The sequence below is a fragment of the Streptomyces sp. NPDC029159 genome (assembly GCF_055564055.1).
This window is the reverse complement of the sequence record NZ_JBVHWT010000008.1, coordinates 199,211-218,434: the sequence shown is the minus strand read 5'-3', so window position 1 is coordinate 218,434 and position 19,224 is coordinate 199,211. Positions and strand designations below refer to the sequence as shown.

The following is a 19,224-nucleotide window of genomic DNA, read 5'->3' as shown; positions in this document are numbered from 1 at the left end:
CCCATGCTCGGTACCATTTCGGTATGGCTATGAATCTGCGTCTTGATGACGACCGGACCGAAGCGCTCAAGAAACAGGCCGAGCTGGAAGGGCGCAGCATGCATGCCGTGGTGCTCCGCGCCGTGGACGATTATCTGGCGCAGCACGCGCGGGAGGCGATGGTCCGGGAGGTCGGCATTCAGGAGGCGGCCAAGTGGCGTGAGCTTCTGGAGCGCCTGAAGTGACGGTGTTCTACCTCACTGCGGGGGAAGTCCTGACGCTTGCCGGTATCGCCTGCGACGACATGCGCATCGAGGTGCGAGACGGGGGGCTTCTTGAGTCGGCGGTGCACCGACCCTCCGCGGAGATGTTCGGCCAGGAAGCGTACGCAGACCTATTCGCCAAGGCGGCTTCGCTGCTCCAGTCGCTCGTCATCAACCATCCGCTCGTCGACGGCAACAAGCGCACGGCATGGCTGTCGTGTATGGCGTTTCTCCGTATGAACGGTGAATCGCTCCGCCCTGATATCGACTTCGCGGAAGGGCTGGTGATCGACGTGGCGACCGGGAAGGTCGAGGACGTCCAGGTCATCGCGGCGGGGCTGCGGTCGTTGCGGGAGAGCCGGACGTGACGCTCGCCCCACTTGGCGGGAATGCCGGCCAACGCAAGGAGCCCCGCCACCCCGCACCGGTAGGCTGACGCGGTTGCCGATCGCCGAGCCAGCCGACGGAGACCGTGACTACCACCACCAGCGCCACCAGCAATCACCACCTGTCCCCGGCCTTCCCGGGCCGGGCCCCCTGGGGTACCGCCAACAAGCTGCGTGCCTGGCAGCAGGCGGCCATGGACCGGTACATCGAGACCCAGCCCCGGGACTTCCTCGCCGTCGCGACCCCGGGCGCCGGAAAGACCACCTTCGCGCTCACCCTCGCCTCGTGGCTGCTCCACCACCACGTCGTGCAGCAGGTGACCGTCGTCGCCCCGACCGAGCATCTGAAGAAGCAGTGGGCGGAGGCGGCGGCGCGGGTCGGGATCAAGCTCGACCCGGACTACAGCGCGGGCCCGCTGGGCCGCGAGTACCACGGCATCGCGATCACGTACGCCGGTGTCGGCGTCCGGCCGATGCTGCACCGCAACCGCATCGAGCAGCGCAAGACGCTGGTCATCCTCGACGAGATCCACCACGCCGGTGACTCCAAGTCGTGGGGCGAGGCGTGCCTGGAGGCGTTCGAACCGGCCACCCGGCGGCTCGCGCTGACCGGTACGCCGTTCCGCTCCGACACCAACCCGATCCCCTTCGTCACGTACGAGGAGGGCGACGACGGCATCCGGCGGTCGTCGGCCGACTACACCTACGGCTACGGCAACGCCCTCGCCGACGGCGTCGTCCGCCCGGTGATCTTCATGTCGTACAGCGGCAACATGCGCTGGCGGACGAAGGCGGGCGACGAGATCGCGGCGCGGCTCGGGGAGCCGATGACCAAGGACGCCGTCTCGCAGGCGTGGCGGACCGCGCTGGACCCGCGCGGCGACTGGATGCCCAACGTGCTGCGCGCCGCCGACCAGCGGCTCTCCGAGGTCCGTAAGAGCATTCCGGACGCGGGGGCGCTGGTCATCGCCTCGGACCAGGAGCAGGCGCGCGCGTACGCCAAGCTGATCCGGGAGATCACCGGGCACGGCGCGACGCTGGTGCTCTCCGACGACAGCGGCGCCTCGCAGCGCATCGACGACTTCGCCGCCTCCGACGACCGCTGGATGGTCGCGGTCCGGATGGTGTCCGAAGGCGTCGACGTGCCGCGCCTGGCGGTCGGCGTCTACGCCACGACGATCTCCACCCCGCTCTTCTTCGCGCAGGCGGTCGGCCGTTTCGTACGGTCCCGCAAGCGCGGCGAGACGGCGTCGGTGTTCCTGCCGACCGTCCCGATGCTGCTCGGCTTCGCGGGCGAGATGGAGGTCGAGCGCGACCACGTCCTGGACAAGCCGAAGAAGGACGGGGACGAGGACCCGTACGCCGAGTCCGAGAAGGAGATGGACGAGGCCAACGCGGCGCAGGACGAGGACACGGGCGAGCAGGAGCAGTTCTCGTTCGAGGCGCTGGAGTCGGACGCGGTCTTCGACCGGGTGCTCTACAACAGCGCCGAGTTCGGTATGCAGGCGCACGCGGGCAGCGAGGAGGAGCAGGACTACCTCGGCATCCCCGGGCTGCTGGAGCCGGACCAGGTGCAGATGCTGCTCCAGAAGCGGCAGGCGCGGCAGATCGCGCACAGCAAGAAGAAGCCGGCCGAGGAGGCGGATCTGCTGGAGCTGCCGGCCGAGCGGCGTCCGGTGGTCAGCCACAAGGAGATGCTGGAGCTGCGCAAGCAGCTGAACACGCTGGTCGGCGCGTACGTCCACCAGAGCGGCAAACCGCACGGCGTGATCCACACCGAGCTGCGCCGGGTCTGCGGCGGTCCGCCGAGCGCGGAGGCGACGGCCGGTCAGCTCACCGAGCGGATCAAGAAGGTCCGCGAGTGGGCCACCCGCATGAAGTGAGTGCGCGGCGGGCGGAGTGAGGGAGAGGCGGTGCGCCGGGCGCACCGCCTCTCCGTGTCAACGTCCGTGCGCACAGGGAAAGTTACCCGCAGGTCGGGCGGGATATTGCGAACATTCCGGACGGGAAAGACCGGATTCTGGACGGGGACTTCCGCTCACCGGACTGGCTCGCTACTGTCCCGTCACGCACACGCCCCGTGGCAGCGCCGCCGCGGAGCGCAGCCGGTGCATGCGGCCGGCGGCCTCTAGCGCGCGCTGCACCGGGACCGCAGCGCCCCCGCGCCGATGATGCCGCCACTTCGACCAGGAGGGGGCGTCGTGACCGCGGAGACCTCCCAGACGCTCGACCGGGGACTGCGCGTCCTCAAACTGCTCGCCGACACCGACCACGGCCTGACCGTCACCGAGCTGTCCCACAAGCTCGGGGTCAACCGCACCGTGGTCTACCGTCTGCTGGCCACACTGGAGCAGCATGCGCTGGTCCGCCGCGATCTCGGCGGCAGAGCCCGGGTCGGTCTGGGCGTACTGCGCCTGGGCCGCCAGGTGCATCCGCTGGTGCGGGAGGCGGCGCTGCCCGCACTGCGCGCGCTGGCCGAGGACATCGGCGCCACCGCGCACCTCACCCTCGTCGACGGCACCGAGGCGCTGGCCGTCGCCGTCGTGGAGCCGACGTGGACGGACTACCACGTGGCGTACCGGGCCGGGTTCCGGCATCCGCTGGACCGCGGCGCCGCCGGGCGGGCGATCCTCAAGGCGCGCCAGGGCCGCATCCAGGACGCCGGGCTGGCGCTGACCCACGGCGAGCTGGAGGCGGGCGCGAGCGGCGCCGCCGCGCCGCTGCTCGGCGTCAGCGGCATCGAGGGCAGTGTGGGCGTGGTGATGCTCGCCGACGCGGTCTCCGAACGGATCGGGCCGCGGGTGGTCGACGCGGCGCGGGAGGTCGCGGAGGCGCTGCGCTGAGCCGGGCCGCCGCGCGGACGCTGCACGCCGGTGCGGTACGTCCCGGGCCGGGCGTGCGGTGCGGGGTGCGGGGCGGTGGTCCTCTAGGGTGGCGGGGTGTCCTCCCGCGTCCGTGCACTGTCGATCTGTGCCGCTCTGGTCCTCGCCCTGCTGCTGACCGCCGCCCTTGCGCCGCTGCCGTACTCGCTGGCCTACCCGGGGCCGACGGCGAACGTCCTCGGTGACAACAAGGGGAAACCGGTCATCACCATCTCCGGCGCCGACACCCGCCGGACCAGCGGTCAGCTGCGGATGACGGCGATCGTCGCGACCGGGCCGGACGCCTCGGTGCACCTGCCGGACGTGATCCGGGGCTGGTTCCGCACGGACGAGGCGGTGATGCCGTCCGAGTCGGTCTACCCGGTGGGCAACAGCGTCAAGGAGGTCGCGCGGCACAACGCCGACGAGATGCGGAAGTCGCAGGACGCGGCGGTCGGCGCCGCGCTGGGGCGGCTGCACCGGTCGCCCCGCGACGTGAAGGTCACCCTGCGGCTGGCGGACATCGGCGGGCCGAGCGCCGGGATGATGTTCGCGCTGGGGATCATCGACAAGCTCGACGGGGACGGCGCCGGGGGCGATCTGACCGGCGGCCGGACCATCGCCGGTACCGGCACCATCGAGACCGACGGCACGGTCGGCCCGGTCGGCGGGGTGCCGCTGAAGATGCGCGCGGCGCACCGCGACGGCGCCCGCCTCTTCCTCGTGCCCAAGGCCGAGTGCTCCCAGGCGCTCGCGGAGCGGCCCGACGGGATGCGGCTGATCTCCGTCACCTCGCTGAACAGCGCAGTGACGTCGCTGAAGGCGCTGAAGAGCGGCGGATCGGTTCCCAGCTGCTGAGGAGGGCCGGGCGCCCGGCCCGCGGACCCGGCCCCGGGCCTCACCCCTCCTTGATGAACCCCTTCGAGATCAGCCACTCCTTGGCGACCTCGTGCGGGTCCTTGCCCTCGACGTCGACCTGGCCGTTCAGCTTCCGGGCGACGGTGTTGTCCAGCGCCGCGGTGACGGGGTTGAGCAGCTCGGCGATCTCCGGGTGCTTCTCCATCGTCGGGGCGTACATCGACGGCGCCGCGTTGTAGTTCGGGAAGAAGTGCTTGTCGTCGGCGAGGACGGTGAGGTTCATCGCCTTGATCCGGCCGTCGGTCGTGTAGACCTCGCCGAAGGTGCAGGCGGAGCCCTGGGCGGTCTGGGTGTAGACGACGCCGCTGGTCATCTTGTGGATGTTGCCCGGCGGGAGCTTCATGCCGTACCGCTTCGCCATGCCGGGCAGTCCGTCGTTGCGGGCGGCGAACTCGCTGTCCACGCAGAGGGTGACCGCGCTCGGGTCCTTCTTGAGCAGCGCCGCCATGTCGGAGAGCGTCCGCACCCCGTACTTGCGGGCGTTGGCGCGGTTGAGGGTGAAGGCGTAGGTGTTGTTGAGGCGGGCGGGCGGCAGCCAGACGAGATGGTTGGCGCGGTCGGCGTCGCGGACCGCGACCCACTGCTGATGCGGGTCGGTGATCGGCTTCTCGTGGCCGAGGTAGGTGATCCAGCCGGTGCCGGTGTACTCGTACATGCCGTCGGCGGTGCCGGAGCGGACCGCCTCGCGGGCGCCGATGCTGCCCTGGATGTTGGTCTTGTCGATGACGGTGGCGCCGGCCGCCTCGAAGACCAGGCCCATGATCTGGCCCAGGATGATGTTCTCGGTGAACTCCTTGGAGGTCACGGTCAGCTGGGCGCCCTTGAGGGGCTGGCCGCGGCCGAGGGTGCCCGGGCGGACGTTGTCGGTCATCGGGCTGCCGCTGACCAGCCCGCAGCCCGCCAGGAGGACGGCGACGGCGGCGAGGACGGCGGCGCGGGCGGTCCGGCGCGGGTGGCGGCGGTGCGGGCGGTGTCCGGGGCTCGGGGCCATCAGTGCGCAACCTCCAGACCGTGCGGCCGCAGCAGCACTTCGGCGAGCGAGGCCAGCCAGTCGACCAGCAGCGCGAGCGCCACGGTGAGGACGGAGCCGAGGACCAGCACCGGCATCCGCTGGGTGATGATCCCCGCCGAGATGAGGTCGCCCAGCCCTCCGCCGCCGCCGAACGTGGCGAGCGTGGCGGTGCCGACGTTCAGCACCAGCGCGGTGCGCACCCCGGCAAGGATCAGCGGGACGGCCAGCGGCAGTTCGACGCGGGTGAGCACGCCCGCCGGGGACATGCCGATGCCGCGGGCCGCCTCCGTCAGCGTCGGGTCGATGGCGCGCAGCCCGGCGATGGTGTTGGCGAGCACCGGCAGCACCGCGTAGATCACCATGCCGATGACCGCCGCCTTCGCGCCGATGCCCAGCCGGATGACGAGCAGCACCAGCAGGCCCAGCGCGGGCACCGCCTGGCCGAGGTTGGCGACGGCGACCGCGAACGGGGTGGCCCGCCGCAGCTTGGCGCGGGTCAGCGCGATGCCCAGCGGGATCGCGATGATCAGGACGAAGAAGGTGGAGACGGCGGTCAGTTGGACGTGCTGGCGCACCGCGAGGCCGACCTTGCCGTTGTCGACCGCCTGATGGGCGATGGAGTCCAGACGGGCGCCGCGGAACCACAACCAGGTGCCGAGCAGCGCGGCGGCCAGGAACAGCGGCATGGCCAGCGCCCGCTGCCAGGTGATCCGGCGCAGCCCCCGGGGCGGCGCCGCAGCTGCGGGGGCGGCCGTGGCCCCGTGCTCCCGCTCGTGGATCTCGTCCCGGAACGCCAGGCCGTGCACCTCGTGTTCGCCCGGCGGCCGCTCGTCCCGGGGCGCGCGGCGCTCCTCGCGGGGGCTCACGCCGGAGCCCCCGCGCCGCCTTCGCCCAGCCCCTCCTGGGCCATGCGGGTGCGGCGGGCCCGTGCCTCCTCCAGCTGGTGGCGGTGTTCGACGGCCTCCAGGCGGTCGGCCTCCAGCAGTTCGTGGACGTTGTTCATCAGCGTCTCCATGTCGACGACGCCGATGTACTCCCCGCGCCGCCCGGTGACCGCGACCCGCCCCGCGTTGTCGGTGAGGACCGCCTCCAGCGCGTCGCGCAGCGTGGCGTCGCGGGTGACGGTGTCGTGCACCAGCGTCCCGGCGCGCGCCAGGGTGCCCTTCGCGCGCATCAGATCGCCGCGCCGCAGCCATTTGTACGGGCGGCGGTGGCGGTCGAGGAGCAGCACCTCGTTGGTGTCGCCGTCGCGCAGCAGGTCGAAGATGGACTGGAGGGGGTCGTCGACGCCCGCGGTGGCGAAGTCGACGACGCCGACGTCGCGGACCCGGGTGAGGTTGAGGCGCTTGAGGGCGGCGCCGGCGCCGACGAAGCCGGAGACGAAGTCGTCGGTGGGGTTGGTGAGGATCGCCTCGGGGGTGTCGAACTGCGCGATGTGGGAGCGCTCGCGGAGCACCGCGATCCGGTCGCCGAGCTTGATCGCCTCGTCGAAGTCGTGGGTGACGAAGACGATCGTCTTGTGCAGTTCGTGCTGGAGCCGGATCAGCTCGTCCTGGAGGTGGTCGCGGGTGATCGGGTCGACGGCGCCGAACGGCTCGTCCATCAGCAGCACCGGCGGATCGGCGGCGAGCGCCCGGGCGACGCCGACGCGCTGTTGCTGCCCGCCGGAGAGCTGGCGCGGATACCGCCCGTGGAACTCCCCCGGATCGAGCCCGACCAGGTCCAGCATCTCCTCGACCCGGTGCTTGATCCTCGCCCTGGACCAGCCGGTCATCTTCGGTACGAGGGCGATGTTCTGGGCGACGGTCATGTGCGGGAAGAGGCCGGATGCCTGGATGGCGTAGCCGACGGTGCGGCGCAGCTTGACCGGGTCCATTCCGGTGACGTCGCGGTCGCCGATGCGTATCCGGCCGGACGTCGGCTCGATCAGCCGGTTGATCATCTTCAGCGTGGTGGACTTCCCGCAGCCCGACGGGCCGACGAAGACGACCAGCTCACCGGCGTTGATCTCCATGGTGACGTCGTCCACCGCGGGCGCCGGACTGCCCGGGTAGTGCTTGGTCAGCTTCTCCAGCCGGATGCCCGCGCCGGAGGTGGCGGTGCGGGCGGCGGCTCCCGCGGCGGTGGGCACGGACGTCTCAGGCACGGATCCCCCTGGGTATGGTCAGCCGTCCGATGAGGACGTACGCGGCGTCGAAGAGGAGGGCGAGGACGACGATCCCGAGCGTCCCGGAGAGCACCTGGTTGAGCGCGTTGGCGCTGCCCAGCGAGGCGATGCCGCGGAAGATCTCGTTGCCGAGCCCCGGACCGGACGCGAAGGCGGCGATGGCGGCGATGCCCATCAGCATCTGGGTGGCGACGCGGATGCCGGTGAGGATCGGTGGCCAGGCCAGCGGCAGTTCGACGCGGAGCAGCTGGGCGGCGCGGGACATCCCGATGCCGCGCGCCGCGTCCACCAGCGTGGCGTCCACCCCGCGCAGCCCGACGATGGCGTTGCGGACGACGGGCAGCAGCCCGTACAGCGTCAGGGCGATGACGGTCGGGGCGACGCCGAGGCCGACGATCGGGATGAGCAGACCGATCAGGGCCAGTGAGGGGACGGTGAGGATCGTCGAGGTGGCGGTGGTCGCGAGGTTGCCGGCCCACTCGGTGCGGTAGGTCGCGACGCCCAGCGCGACGCCCAGGACGGTGGCGGCCACCATGCACTGGAAGACCGCGCTGGCGTGCTGTGCCGCATCGGTCAGCAGCTGGGCGTGCCGGCTGCCGACGTACTCCCAGAAGCTCACTGGCACCCTCCTCCGTCAGTCCTCCGATGCCTGTTGCACCAGAGGGATGATGCGCAGCGGAACCGGATTTTCCATCACGATTGCCGTAGAGGCCCGCACGATGCCATCAAAACCGACCACTCGGTCGATCACACGTTGGAGATCGGCGTTGGAGCGTGCGACGAGCCTGCAGAGCATGTCCCCATGTCCGGTCGTTGTATGCAGCTCCAATACCTCAGGAACGGTCGTCAAGTGAGCACGTACGTCCGCTCCTTGGCCTTGTTTGATCTCCAATGTGGCAAATGCGGTCACCGGATAGCCGAGCGCCGCCGGGTCCACCTCCGGGCCGAAGCCCCTGATCACTCCATTCGACTGAAGCCGGTCCAGCCGCGCCTGGACGGTGCCGCGCGCCACGCCCAACCGCCGCGACGCCTCCAGCACCCCGATCCGCGGCTCGCGCGCCAACAACGTGATCAACCGCCCGTCCAAATGATCGATCGCCACTGCGGATCCCTCCGATACCGATGGTCATCCTGTACAGATAGCCCGGCCGAACCGCCCAACCGCTGGACATGATGCCCAGTGGATGCGCGAACTATTGCGCACCTTGTGGATCGGAGGGAATCTGCGGCCATGGCAGACACGATGCACACTCAGCCCACCCCCGGCACGGCCCGACAGGCGGACCCCTTCCCGGTCAAGGGGATGGACGCGGTCGTCTTCGCCGTCGGCAACGCCAAGCAGGCCGCGCACTACTACGCCACCGCCTTCGGTATGACCCGCGTCGCCTACTCCGGACCGGAGAACGGCAGCCGCGAGACCGCCAGTTACGTGCTCGAATCCGGCGGCGCCCGGTTCGTCTTCACCTCCGTGATCAAGCCCACGACGGACTGGGGCCGCTTCCTCGCCGACCATGTCGCCGCCCACGGCGACGGCGTCATCGACCTCGCCATCGAGGTCCCCGACGCCCGCGCCGCCTACGCCTACGCCACCGCCCACGGCGCCACCGGCATCGAGGAGCCCTACGAGACCAAGGACGAGCACGGCACCGTCGTCCGCGCCGCCATCGCCACCTACGGCGAGACCCGCCACACCCTCGTCGAGCGCCGCGACTACACCGGCCCGTACCTGCCGGGCTATGTCGCCGCGAAGCCCCTCGTCGCCCCGGGCCCGCGCCGCTTCCAGGCCATCGACCACTGCGTCGGCAACGTCGAACTCGGCAAGATGAACGAGTGGGTCGGCTTCTACAACAACGTCATGGGCTTCACCAACATGAAGGAGTTCGTCGGCGACGACATCGCCACCGAGTACTCCGCGCTCATGTCGAAGGTCGTCGCGGACGGCACCCGCAAGGTGAAGTTCCCGCTCAACGAGCCGGCCATCGCCAAGAAGAAGTCGCAGATCGACGAGTACCTGGAGTTCTACGGCGGCCCCGGCGTGCAGCACATCGCGCTCGCCACCAACGACATCGTCGCCACCGTCCGCGCCATGCGCGAGGCCGGGGTGGAGTTCCTGGACACCCCCGACTCGTACTACGACACCCTCGGCGAGTGGGCCGGCGAGACCCGGGTGCCCGTGGAGACGCTGCGCGAGCTGAAGATCCTCGTCGACCGTGACGAGGACGGCTACCTGCTCCAGATCTTCACCAAGCCGGTCCAGGACAAGCCGACCGTCTTCTTCGAGATGATCGAACGGCACGGCTCGATGGGCTTCGGCAAGGGCAACTTCAAGGCCCTCTTCGAGGCGATCGAGCGCGAGCAGGAGCGCCGCGGCAACCTCTGACCGGCAGCCGGTGGCGCCACCCGCCACCGGCCCGCCCGCCGCGGCGCCGCCGGAGCTTCCCCGCGCCGTACCGGCCCGCGCCCGGCCCGCCGCCCCGCCCCGCCCCTCAGCGGTGGCGGGGCGCCGGGCCGCCGCCGCACGCCCGCGGCGGCCGTCACAGCCGCCCCACGGATGGCCGGGTTCCGCCCCCGTCACGATCTTCCCTGCGGCCGCCACGGATGCGACGCTGACGCCATGGACCTTCTCGCACAGCTGCGCGCCGGCCTCCCCGACGAAGCCCTCCTCACCGACCCGGACGTCACCGGCGCCTACGCCCGTGACATGGCGGGCTTCTGCGACGCCGGGAGCCCCGCGGCCGTCGTCCTGCCGCGCACCGTCGAAGAGGTCCAGCACGTCATGCGCACCGCCACCGCGCTGCGCGTCCCGGTCGTCCCGCAGGGCGCCCGCACCGGCCTGTCCGGCGCCGCCAACGCCATCGACGGCTGCCTGGTGCTCTCGCTGGTCAAGATGGACCGCATCCTGGAGATCAACCCCGTCGACCGCACCGCCGTCGTCGAGCCGGGCGTCATCAACGCCACCCTCTCCCGCGCGGTGAATGAACACGGCCTGTACTACCCGCCGGACCCCTCCAGCTGGGAGGAGTGCTCCATCGGCGGCAACATCGGCACCGCCTCCGGCGGCCTGTGCTGCGTGAAGTACGGCGTCACCGCCGAGTACGTCCTCGGCCTCGACGTCGTCCTCGCCGACGGCCGGCTGCTGTCGACCGGCCGCCGCACCGCCAAGGGCGTCGCCGGCTACGACCTCACCCGCCTCATCGTCGGCTCCGAGGGCACCCTCGGCATCGTCGTCCGCGCCGTCCTCGCCCTGAAGCCGCAGCCGCCCCGGCAGCTCGCGCTCGCCGCGGAGTTCCCCTCCACCGCCGCCGCCTGCGAGGCCATCTGCGCGATCATGGCCCAGGGCCACACCCCGTCGCTCCTTGAGCTGATGGACCGCACCTGCGTCCGCGCCGTCAACGACTACGCGCGGATGGGCCTGCCCGACACCACCGAGGCGCTGCTGCTCGCCGCCTTCGACACCCCCGACCCGGCCGTCGACCTCGCCGCCCTCGGCGCGCTGTGCACCGCCGCGGGCGCCACCGAGGTCGTGCCCGCCGACACCGAGGCCGAGTCGGAAATGCTGCTCCAGGCCCGCCGGGTCACCCTCCACGCCCTGGAACGCGTCCGCTCGTCCACCATGATCGACGACGTCTGCGTGCCCAGCTCGAAGCTCGCCGCGATGCTCGACGGCACCGCCGCCATCGCCGAGAAGTACGACCTGACCATCGGCGTCTGCGCCCACGCCGGCGACGGCAACACCCACCCCACCGTCTGCTTCGACCCGAACGACGAGGACGAGTCCCGCCGGGCCCGCGCCTCCTTCGACGAGATCATGGCCCTCGGCCTGGAACTGGGCGGCACGATCACCGGCGAACACGGCGTCGGCGTCCTGAAGAAGGAGTGGCTCGCCCGCGAACTGGGACCCGTCGGCCTGGAGTTGCAGCGCTCCATCAAGCAGGTCTTCGACCCGCTGGGCCTGCTCAACCCGGGCAAGCTCTTCTGAGCTGCGGGCCCGGAGCCGTACCGCGCCGGATGCGGGCCCGCCGCACCGGCCGCACGATGGGAACTGTCCGCCGCCTTCCGGGCGGAGGTGACCGCACCGGCCGGGAAGCGCCCGGCCGCCGCGCCACTCAGGGAGCGAGCAGCCGATGCCAGCCAGCGCAGCGACCCGGGCCGACGAGACGTACGACGTGATCGTGGTGGGCGCCGGGCCCACCGGGGAGAACGTCGCCGACCGGGCGCACGCCGCCGGGCTGAGCGCCGTCATCGTCGAGAGCGAACGCGTCGGCGGCGAATGCTCCTACTGGGCCTGTATGCCGAGCAAGGCACTGCTGCGCCCGGTCACCGCCCGCTCCGAGGCCCGCCGGGTCCCCGGCCTCAAGGACGCGGTCGCCGGCCTCCTCGACACCGAAGCCGTCCTCGCCCACCGCGACGACTTCACCTCCCACTGGAAGGACGACGGCCAGGTGGAGTGGCTGGAGTCGATCGGTGTGCCGCTGGTCCGCGGCAAGGGCCGCCTGGCCGGGCCGCGGAGAGTCGTCGTGGACGGCGAGCGGACGCTGCACGCCCGGCACGCCGTCGCGCTCTGCACCGGCAGCCGCGCCGTGCTGCCGCCGATCCCCGGGCTCGACGGTGCCGCGCCCTGGACCAGCCGTGAGGCCACCAGCGCCGCATCCGTACCGGGCCGGCTGGTCATCGTCGGCGGGGGCGTCGTCGGCGTCGAGATGGCCACCGCCTGGCGGGCCCTGGGCGCCGCGGTCACCCTCCTCGTACGGGGCGAGGGGCTGCTGCCCCGGATGGAACCGTTCGCCGGGCAGCTGGTCGCCGAATCGCTCGCCGAGGCGGGGGTGCTGCTGCGGACCGGCACGAGCGTCACCCGGGCGCGCCGGGAGGCGCCGGGCGGACCGGTCACCGTGGAACTGGACACCGGCGGGGAGATCGTCGCCGACGAGCTGCTGATCGCCACCGGACGCGCGCCGCGCACCGACGACCTCGGCCTGGAGAGCGTGGGCCTCACGCCGGGCTCGTGGCTGACCGTCGACGACACCTGCCGCGTCACCGACCTCGCGGACAACGACTGGCTCTACGGCGTCGGCGACGTCAACCACCGCGCCCTCCTCACCCACCAGGGCAAATACCAGGCCCGGATCGCCGGTGCCGCGCTCGTCGCCCGGGCGCAGGGCGTCCCCCTCCTGGAGACCGACCGCTGGGGCGCGCACGCCGCCACCGCCGACCACGCAGCCGTCCCGCAGGTCGTCTTCAGCGACCCCGAGGCCGCGGCCGTCGGCCTCAGCCTGGCCGAGGCGGAGCGCGCCGGGCACCGGGTCCGCGCCGTCGATGCGGACCTCGGCGCCGTCGCCGGCGCCGCCCTCTACGCCGACGGCTACCGCGGGCACGCCCGGATGATCGTCGACCTGGACCGCGAAACCGTCCTCGGGGCCACCTTCGTCGGCCCCGGGGTCGGCGAACTGCTGCACTCGGCGACCCTCGCGGTGGCCGCCGAGATCCCCCTCGAACGCCTCTGGCACGCCGTCCCCGCCTACCCGACGATCAGCGAGGTCTGGCTGCGGCTGCTGGAGGCGTACCGCGGCTGACCCGGGCACGGGCCGGGGGAGCCGGGGGAGGGAGGGCCGGGCGGGGGACACAGGATCCGGCGCCCGGCACGGGGACGGGCACGGCTCACGCACCCGCGTCCGGGGTCTCGTCCGACGGCCACGGCTCCCCGGCCCACGGCGCGTCGCCGGTCGCCATCGCCAGCAGCTCGCTCAGTCCTTTGTCCATGCCCAGGTGCTCCTGCTCCGAGCCCGGGGGGACGACGCGCAGGGTGCGCTCCAGCCACGCCGACACCGCGGCGGCGGGCGCCTCCAGGAGCGCTTCCCCGTCCGGCGAGCTGAGCGCCATGCAGACCAGGCTGCGGCCGTCCACCTTCGTCGGCCAGACCCGTACATCGCCGTGACCGCAGGGCCGGAACACGCCCTCGACCAGCAGTTCCCGCGCGAACGTCCAGTTGACGGGCGCGTCCGAACCGATGTGGAAGGTGATGTGGACCGCGTACGGGTCGTCGGTGCGGTAGGCCAGCCGGGCCGGCACCGGAACGCTCTGCTCCGGCGAGATGACCAGACCCAGTTCCAACTCTCGCTCCACCACGCTGTGCATCGGATTTCCACCTCTCCGCTTCGCTGTACGGGCCCCGTTGTGTTCCGCCCGCACTGGGATAGAGCGCGGGGGGCCACGGATCCTTACGCGACTTCGAGAATTTTTTTCGCGGACTTTTCCGGGGACTTCTTCCAGGTGGTTCCGGACGGGTGAACGGGCGGTACGGAACGGGGCGGACGGGACCCCGTGACACCCTTCCGGGCGCCGGAGCGCACGGGTTCGTCCGTGATTGTCCCAGGGAGAACGTCCCGGGCCCGCGTTCGAGGGCTCGGTTCCCCGTTTGACTCGCGCGCTGCCGCGCCGCGGTTCTTCGTTAACCTCCTCCGTGGACGATCGACGCCGGGCACGGTGCCCCCGCGGCAACCGGGGCGCGGCGGACGGTCGGGCCGAGGACCCGGGTGCGGCGTCCGGCGCGCGCGGCGCGGCCGGAGGCCGGCCGGCGGGCGACGGCACACAGAGCACAGGCGTGGGACGCGAGGGGAGTTGGGGACAGTGGCGGAATCCCCCGGTAGTGGTGGCAACGTACCCGTTGGGGGGTATTACCCGGACCCGTCCATCCCCGGCTACATCCGGTACTGGGACGGAACCGCATGGGTGCCGGGCACCAGCCGCCCGGCCCCGGCCGAGGGCGAGGCGATGCCCGCACCGCCCCCGGGCGCCGGGCCCGCCCCCGCACCCGCCCCGGCGTCCGCGCCGCCCGCCGCCCCCGCGGCCGAGGAGACCGGCCCGGTCTTCCTCGACGAGGGCGCCGGCGCCTCCGGCAGCGGCGCCGCATCCGGCTCCGCCTGGCGCGCCGACGCGGCCCGGCAGGGCGGCACCGGCGGCGCCGGACCCGTCTCGTGGGGCTCGCCCGACGCGGCGCCCGGCCGGTCGTCCGGTACGCAGACCGGTACGGGGGAGAGCCGGGGCGCCGTCCCGTCACCCCGTGCGCAGGACGGCGACGCGGCCGCGCCGCAGGAGGAGGCGGAGCCGGAGCAGCCGTCGCGCCCCGACGGCACGGTCACCATGCGCGCGGTCCAGCCGCCCGCCCGCGACCGGGGCACCACCACCATCCGCGCGGTCCGCCCGGGCGACGGCCCGGCGCCGAAGGACGGCGGCACGATGGCGATCCGGCTGCCCCAGCGGCCCGGGCCCGCCGCGGCCCAGGGCGGCCCGGCCGGTCAGGGCGCCGGCCCCGCTCCCGCTGCCGGTCAGCCCCCGGCCGCCGGTCCCGCCGCAGGTCAGGGCGGTACGGCCGGTCCCTCGGCCGCGGCGCCGAGCGGGCCGCAGTCGATGCCCGGGGCGGGCGCGAGCGGACCGGCGTACCCGCCGCATCCGCAGCACCCGCACCTCCAGCAGGCCCCGTTCAACCCGCCGCAGGCGCCGGCCGCGCCCGGCCCGGTGCCGCCGCAGGGCGGCCCGCAGCCGGGACCGCAGCCCGGACCGGCCGCCGCCGGCGGCTTCCCGTTCCCGGGCGGTGCGGCCCCTGCGGGCGGACCGGCCGAGGACGACGGTGTCATCCCGTGGAAGCCGCCGACCGCCGACCCATTCGCCATGGAGCAGGCGCACCCGGCGGCGCTCGGCCGCAGGCTCGCCGCCCGGCTGATCGATCTGGCCGTCCTCGCGGTGCTGACCGTCCTCGTCGCGCTGCCGCTGTGGGGCGGCGCCGTGGACCACATCGACGCGAAGATCGCGGCGGCCAAGGAGTCCGGCCGTGAGGTGACGGTCTATCTGCTCGACGGCGGCACCGCCCCGCTCTTCCTCACGGTGCTGGCGGCGGTGGTGGTCGGCGGCGGGCTGATCGAGCTGCTGCCGACCCTCAAGTGGGGCCGCAGCCTGGGCAAGAAGGTGTGCGGGGTGCGGGTCGTGGACATCGAGAGCCACGACACCCCCGAGCTGATGTCCCTGATCAAGCGCTGGCTGGTCTTCGGCTTCCTCGGCTTCCTGGTCGTCGGCGTGGTCGACGCGGCCTGGTGCCTCTTCGACAAGCCGTGGCGTCAGTGCTGGCACGACAAGGCGGCCCGGACGTTCGTCGCCGCCGACTGATCCGCCGTGCGGCGCCCGGCCCGGGAACCGGCGCGCCCCCGGGTGCCCGGCGTGTCGTCCCCCGAACGGACCGCGCCGGATGCGGCGGGTGCCCGTAGGGGGTCGACTCGGGGCCATGAGCAGCGAGCAGCCCGGGCCCGGATCCGGTGAACCGCCGGAGGACGACCCGTTCCTGAAGAAGCCGCAGGAGCCGCCGACGGGCGGCGGCCCCGGCCCGGGCGGGGGCGGCCCGGAATCCGGCGGCCCCGCGGGCGGCCCGCCCCCGGGAGGCCCCCCGCCCGGCGGCCCGTACGGCCACGACCCTTACGGGGGCGGCCCGCACGGCCACGACCCCTACGGGGGCCGGTACGCCGACAACCCGTACGGCGGCGGGTACGGCGCCGCCGACCCGCTGGCCGGGATGCCGCCGCTCGCCGGGCGCGGGCGGCGGCTGGTGGCGCGGATCATCGACGCGATCATCATCGGCGTACCGATGTCGCTGATCATGGGCAGCATCGTCGGCTGGGTCGACTACACCAGCACCAGCAACGCCGAGACGAGTAAACAGGCGACGGTCTCGGGCGTGACGATGCTGGTGTATCTCGTCTACGAGGGGCTGATGCTGACCCACCGGGGGCAGACCGTCGGCAAGATGGCGATGAAGATCCGGGTCGCGATGCTGTCCAACGGCTCGGTGCCGACGACCCAGGCGGGGTGGGTGCGGGCGGCGGTCTACACCCTGCCGGAGATCGTGCCGTGCTGCGGTTTCATCTTCTGGCTGGTCAACGTGTTGTGGTGTACGTGGGACAAGCCGTACCAGCAGTGTCTGCACGACAAGGCGGCCAAGACGGTGGTGGTGTCGGCGGCCTGACGGAAATTCACCCATGAGCGCCCCGGTGGCGGCCTACGGCCCGCCGGGGCGCCGTCGCGTCCGGTGAACGCTTCGTGCCGACCGGATAACGTACGTCGCTGTCGTGTTCAAGTCAAGATCTGTCTTTTCCGGCGCCGCTCCGGTCAAATTCCCTTCAAGATGCCCGCGCGAAGGGGAGGAAAGCGCCAAGTGAGAGAGCGAAGAAGGGTGTTCCGACCGGCCGTCCTGGCCACGGCGATCGCCGCGATCGGGGCGGCCTCGTTGTCGTCCGGGGCGGCCGTCGCCGCCCCCGACCCCCACCCGGCCGCCACCCATCGGCACGACCCCGCCCCCGAGCGGAGCACCGACCACGACCTCAAGGGCCCCTTCAGCGAGCGTCAGTCCGCGCGCCGCGAGGAGGCCGTCAAGCAGGTGCTGGACGGCGACGCCAAGCCGACCCGTAAGGGCGCCTCACAGGTCGTCAAGCTCGGCAAGAGCAAGTACGTCGAGCTGGGCCGGGAGAAGACCGACAAGATCTTCACGATCCTGGTGGACTTCGGCGACAAGGTCGACGCGAAGTACGGCGGCACCCCGGGCCCCGCGCACAACACCATCGCGCAGCCCGACCGCAAGAACGACAACAGCACCGCCTGGCAGCCGGACTACAACCGCCAGCACTTCCAGGACCTCTACTTCTCGCACGACAAGAAGAAGGAGTCGCTGGCCAAGTACTACGAGAAGCAGTCGTCCGGCCGCTACTCCGTCGACGGCGAGGTCACCGACTGGGTCAAGGTCGACTGGAACGAGGCCCGCTACGGCTCCAACTACTGCGGCGACACCAACTGCCCCAGCGTCTGGGACCTGGTCCGCGACGGCGTCAACAAGTGGGCCGAACAGCAGAAGGCCGCCGGCCGCACCACCGCCCAGATCAAGGCCGACCTCGCCCAGTACGACCAGTGGGACCGCTACGACCACGACGGCGACGGCGACTTCAACGAGCCCGACGGCTACATCGACCACTTCCAGATCGTGCACGCCGGTGAGGACGAGTCGGCCGGCGGCGGCGCGCAGCAGACCGACGCCATCTGGGCGCACCGCTGGTACGCGTACGGCACCGACGCCGGCAAGACCGGCCCGGCCGGCAACAAGGCCGGCGGCACCGAGATCGGCGACACCGGCATCTGGGTCGGCGACTACACCATGCAGCCGGAGAACGGCGGCCTCGGCGTCTTCGCCCACGAGTACGGCCACGACCTCGGGCTCCCCGACGAGTACGACACCACCGGCACCGGCGAGTCCTCCGTCGACTTCTGGTCGCTGATGTCGTCCGGCTCCTGGCTGGGCACCGGCAAGGACGCGATCGGCGACCTGCCGGGCGACATGAGCGCCTGGGACAAGCTCCAGCTGGGCTGGCTCAACTACGGCAAGGCGAAGGCCGCGACGGCCTCCACCCACAAGCTGGGCGTCGCCGAGTACAACACCAAGGACAAGCAGGCGCTCGTCGTCGACCTGCCCGAGAAGACGGTGAAGACCGAGATCGTCCCGCCCGCCGAAGGCTCCCACCAGTGGTGGAGCGGGATGGGCAACGACCTCAAGAACACCCTCACCCGCCAGGTCGACCTCACCGGTGCCACCAAGGCGCAGCTCGCCCTCAAGGGCTGGTGGGACATCGAGGAGAACTACGACTTCCTCTACGCCGAGGTCTCCACCGACGGCGGCGCCGACTGGACCGCGCTGGACGGCACCGCCGACGGCAAGGCCATCCCCCGCGACGGCGGCGACAAGCCGGGCCTGACCGGCACCTCCGGCGCCTACCGCGACCTGGTCTTCCCGCTCGACGCCTACGCCGGCAAGAAGATCGACCTGCGCTTCCGCTACCAGACCGACGGCGGGCTGGCCCTCAAGGGCTTCGCCGCCGACGCGCTCTCCGTGACCGCCGACGGCAAGCCGGTCTTCACCGACGGTGCCGAGGGCGACGACAACGGCTGGAGCGCCAACGGCTTCTCCCGCATCGGCGCGTCCTTCACCAAGGACTACCCGCAGTACTATCTCGCCGAGAACCGCCAGTACGTCTCGTACGACAAGACGCTGAAGACCGGCCCGTACAACTTCGGCTGGACCACCGACCGGCCCGGCTGGGTGGAGCACTTCCCGTTCCAGAACGGCGTGCTGATCTGGCTGTGGGACACCTCGCAGGCGGACAACAACGTCGGCCGGCACCCGGGCCAGGGCCAGATCCTGCCGGTCGACGCGCACCCGAAGGCCGAGAAGTGGGCCGATGGCAAGCTGATGCGCAACCGCTTCCAGACCTACGACGCGACCTTCACCGCGCAGCCCACGGACGCCGTCCAGCTGCACAAGAACGGCAAGGCCGTGACGATCGCCTCGAAGAAGGGCGTGACGCTCTTCGACGACCACAGCGGCGTCTACTACGACAAGGCGAACCCGACCGGCGGCGTGCTCGTTCCTGACACCAACACCCGGATCAAGATCGCCAAGGAGGCCAAGGACGGCTCCACGGTGACGCTCCAGGTGGCCCCCGCCACAAAGAAGTAAGAAGACCGCAGGTCAGAACATGATCGGCCGTTGCCCCCTGGCGGGCGGCGGCCGATCGCGTTTAGATGCGTCCTACGACTTCTTGTTGACACCCAG

General features: G+C 72.0%; 17 protein-coding genes. 11 read left to right on the top strand and 6 right to left on the bottom strand.

Annotated features, from left to right (window positions below):
- The first annotated feature begins 23 nt into the window (after window positions 1–23).
- The 5 genes from ACZ4U4_RS18330 to ACZ4U4_RS18310 all read left to right on the top strand — a co-directional run bounded on the left by ACZ4U4_RS18330 (window position 24) and on the right by ACZ4U4_RS18310 (window position 4,347).
- Window positions 24–224, top strand: a complete 201-nt coding sequence (locus ACZ4U4_RS18330; protein ID WP_467603336.1) for a CopG family transcriptional regulator — start codon at window positions 24–26, stop codon at window positions 222–224.
- The gene (locus ACZ4U4_RS18325) at window positions 221–610 is read left to right on the top strand and encodes a type II toxin-antitoxin system death-on-curing family toxin (RefSeq protein ID WP_467875053.1); all 390 of its coding nucleotides are present in this window, start codon (window positions 221–223) and stop codon (window positions 608–610) included. The genes ACZ4U4_RS18330 and ACZ4U4_RS18325 overlap by 4 nt, the downstream gene beginning before the upstream one ends.
- Window positions 611–714: 104 nt before the next feature.
- On the top strand, window positions 715–2,511 hold the full coding sequence (locus tag ACZ4U4_RS18320) for a DEAD/DEAH box helicase (protein ID WP_467875050.1): 1,797 nt from the start codon (window positions 715–717) through the stop codon (window positions 2,509–2,511).
- A 318-nt stretch (window positions 2,512–2,829) separates the two neighbouring features.
- Window positions 2,830–3,471, top strand: coding sequence for an IclR family transcriptional regulator (locus ACZ4U4_RS18315; protein ID WP_030283399.1), 642 nt, complete (start codon window positions 2,830–2,832; stop codon window positions 3,469–3,471).
- A 96-nt stretch (window positions 3,472–3,567) separates the two neighbouring features.
- Window positions 3,568–4,347, top strand: coding sequence for a S16 family serine protease (locus tag ACZ4U4_RS18310; protein WP_467875047.1), 780 nt, complete (start codon window positions 3,568–3,570; stop codon window positions 4,345–4,347).
- 40 nt (window positions 4,348–4,387) lie between these two features.
- On the opposite strand, the gene ACZ4U4_RS18305 is transcribed toward ACZ4U4_RS18310, so the two are convergent.
- From ACZ4U4_RS18305 to ACZ4U4_RS18285, 5 genes are read right to left on the bottom strand one after another with little or no spacing between them, the layout of a single operon-like run.
- Window positions 4,388–5,398 carry a glycine betaine ABC transporter substrate-binding protein gene (locus ACZ4U4_RS18305; RefSeq protein ID WP_467875044.1) on the bottom strand — a complete coding sequence of 337 codons (1,011 nt, stop codon included), beginning with the start codon at window positions 5,396–5,398 and terminating at the stop codon, window positions 4,388–4,390.
- Entirely contained in the window at window positions 5,398–6,285 is an 888-nt protein-coding gene (locus ACZ4U4_RS18300; RefSeq protein ID WP_467875042.1) for an ABC transporter permease, read from the bottom strand. Before ACZ4U4_RS18300 ends, ACZ4U4_RS18305 begins: the two co-directional genes overlap by 1 nt.
- Window positions 6,282–7,565 carry a betaine/proline/choline family ABC transporter ATP-binding protein gene (locus tag ACZ4U4_RS18295; RefSeq protein ID WP_467875041.1) on the bottom strand — a complete coding sequence of 428 codons (1,284 nt, stop codon included), beginning with the start codon at window positions 7,563–7,565 and terminating at the stop codon, window positions 6,282–6,284. The genes ACZ4U4_RS18300 and ACZ4U4_RS18295 overlap by 4 nt, the downstream gene beginning before the upstream one ends.
- Window positions 7,558–8,205: an ABC transporter permease gene (locus ACZ4U4_RS18290; protein WP_345084831.1), complete on the bottom strand. Its 648-nt coding sequence runs from the start codon at window positions 8,203–8,205 to the stop codon at window positions 7,558–7,560. Before ACZ4U4_RS18290 ends, ACZ4U4_RS18295 begins: the two co-directional genes overlap by 8 nt.
- Before the next feature lie 15 nt (window positions 8,206–8,220).
- Entirely contained in the window at window positions 8,221–8,688 is a 468-nt protein-coding gene (locus tag ACZ4U4_RS18285) for an Lrp/AsnC family transcriptional regulator (protein ID WP_467875038.1), read from the bottom strand.
- A gap of 129 nt (window positions 8,689–8,817) precedes the next feature.
- Here ACZ4U4_RS18285 and hppD point away from each other — a divergent pair, with 129 nt between their 5' ends.
- From hppD to ACZ4U4_RS18270, 3 genes are all read left to right on the top strand, one after another.
- The gene (gene hppD / locus ACZ4U4_RS18280) at window positions 8,818–9,966 is read left to right on the top strand and encodes a 4-hydroxyphenylpyruvate dioxygenase (RefSeq protein WP_467875035.1); all 1,149 of its coding nucleotides are present in this window, start codon (window positions 8,818–8,820) and stop codon (window positions 9,964–9,966) included.
- Window positions 9,967–10,200: 234 nt separating this feature from the next.
- Window positions 10,201–11,565, top strand: coding sequence for an FAD-binding oxidoreductase (locus ACZ4U4_RS18275; RefSeq protein WP_467875033.1), 1,365 nt, complete (start codon window positions 10,201–10,203; stop codon window positions 11,563–11,565).
- A gap of 145 nt (window positions 11,566–11,710) precedes the next feature.
- Complete coding sequence (locus tag ACZ4U4_RS18270; RefSeq protein WP_467875030.1) at window positions 11,711–13,156, top strand: dihydrolipoyl dehydrogenase family protein; 1,446 nt, start codon at window positions 11,711–11,713, stop codon at window positions 13,154–13,156.
- 85 nt (window positions 13,157–13,241) lie between these two features.
- Here the strand turns inward: ACZ4U4_RS18270 and ACZ4U4_RS18265 are convergent, their stop codons facing one another.
- Entirely contained in the window at window positions 13,242–13,718 is a 477-nt protein-coding gene (locus ACZ4U4_RS18265) for an SsgA family sporulation/cell division regulator (protein ID WP_467875027.1), read from the bottom strand.
- Between the two features lie 492 nt (window positions 13,719–14,210).
- Here ACZ4U4_RS18265 and ACZ4U4_RS18260 point away from each other — a divergent pair, with 492 nt between their 5' ends.
- From ACZ4U4_RS18260 to ACZ4U4_RS18250, 3 genes are all read left to right on the top strand, one after another.
- Window positions 14,211–15,743 carry an RDD family protein gene (locus ACZ4U4_RS18260; RefSeq protein ID WP_467875024.1) on the top strand — a complete coding sequence of 511 codons (1,533 nt, stop codon included), beginning with the start codon at window positions 14,211–14,213 and terminating at the stop codon, window positions 15,741–15,743.
- Between the two features lie 115 nt (window positions 15,744–15,858).
- The gene (locus tag ACZ4U4_RS18255; protein ID WP_467875022.1) at window positions 15,859–16,593 is read left to right on the top strand and encodes an RDD family protein; all 735 of its coding nucleotides are present in this window, start codon (window positions 15,859–15,861) and stop codon (window positions 16,591–16,593) included.
- A 189-nt stretch (window positions 16,594–16,782) separates the two neighbouring features.
- A complete protein-coding gene (locus tag ACZ4U4_RS18250) occupies window positions 16,783–19,128 on the top strand; it encodes an immune inhibitor A domain-containing protein (RefSeq protein ID WP_467875020.1) in 2,346 nt (781 codons plus the stop codon).
- Window positions 19,129–19,224 lie beyond the last annotated feature (96 nt).

What these genes read in the sequence shown, in the direction of transcription:
- ACZ4U4_RS18330 (WP_467603336.1), top strand. Translation starts at nt 24, where the DNA reads ATGGCTATGAATCTGCGTCTTGATGACGACCGGACCGAAGCGCTCAAG.
- ACZ4U4_RS18305 (WP_467875044.1), bottom strand. Translation starts at nt 5,398, where the DNA reads ATGGCCCCGAGCCCCGGACACCGCCCGCACCGCCGCCACCCGCGCCGG.
- hppD (WP_467875035.1), top strand. Translation starts at nt 8,818, where the DNA reads ATGGCAGACACGATGCACACTCAGCCCACCCCCGGCACGGCCCGACAG.
- ACZ4U4_RS18275 (WP_467875033.1), top strand. Translation starts at nt 10,201, where the DNA reads ATGGACCTTCTCGCACAGCTGCGCGCCGGCCTCCCCGACGAAGCCCTC.
- ACZ4U4_RS18270 (WP_467875030.1), top strand. Translation starts at nt 11,711, where the DNA reads ATGCCAGCCAGCGCAGCGACCCGGGCCGACGAGACGTACGACGTGATC.
- ACZ4U4_RS18265 (WP_467875027.1), bottom strand. Translation starts at nt 13,718, where the DNA reads ATGCACAGCGTGGTGGAGCGAGAGTTGGAACTGGGTCTGGTCATCTCG.
- ACZ4U4_RS18255 (WP_467875022.1), top strand. Translation starts at nt 15,859, where the DNA reads ATGAGCAGCGAGCAGCCCGGGCCCGGATCCGGTGAACCGCCGGAGGAC.